The sequence below is a fragment of the Streptomyces niphimycinicus genome (genome assembly GCF_018883605.1).
Taxonomy (GTDB): domain Bacteria; phylum Actinomycetota; class Actinomycetes; order Streptomycetales; family Streptomycetaceae; genus Streptomyces; species Streptomyces niphimycinicus.
This window is the reverse complement of the sequence record NZ_JAHLEM010000884.1, coordinates 1-501: the sequence shown is the minus strand read 5'-3', so window position 1 is coordinate 501 and position 501 is coordinate 1. Positions and strand designations below refer to the sequence as shown.

Annotated in this window: 1 protein-coding gene; it reads right to left on the bottom strand. The window is 64.9% G+C overall.

The annotated features are described in order from the left end of the window. A partial coding sequence (locus KN815_RS51740; protein ID WP_443732346.1) for a SpnB-like Rossmann fold domain-containing protein occupies positions 1 to 401 on the bottom strand: 401 nt, incomplete at its 3' end. Positions 402 to 501 lie beyond the last annotated feature (100 nt).

Sequence of the window (501 nt, the reverse complement as noted above, 5' to 3'; positions counted from 1 at the left end):
CTCACACCCACCAAACGCGGCACCCACACCCGACCCCCACGCACCGCAACCTCCGACTCACCCAACCCCACCACACCCGAAACCACACCCACATCCCCATCAACACCCACATCCACCAACATAAACCGACCCGGATGCTCCGACTGCGCCGAACGCACCAACCCCCACACCGCACCACCACCCACATCCACCACACCCTCACCACCCACAGACACCGCACCCCGCGTCACCACCACCAACCGCGAACCACCAAACCGCTCCTCCCCCACCCACAACCGCAAAACCTCCAACACACCCACCACATCAACCCCCGACAACACCACACACCCCGGCACCACACCACCCGAAACCACCTCACCCCACTCCACAAACGACCCCAACCCACACACACCCACATCCACCCACTCCACCCGATACAACGCATCGGTCCTGCTCCCCCGTCCGTCGTCGAGCTGCTGAGCGGAGACCGGCCGCAGAGCCAGTGAGCGTGCCGACAGGACG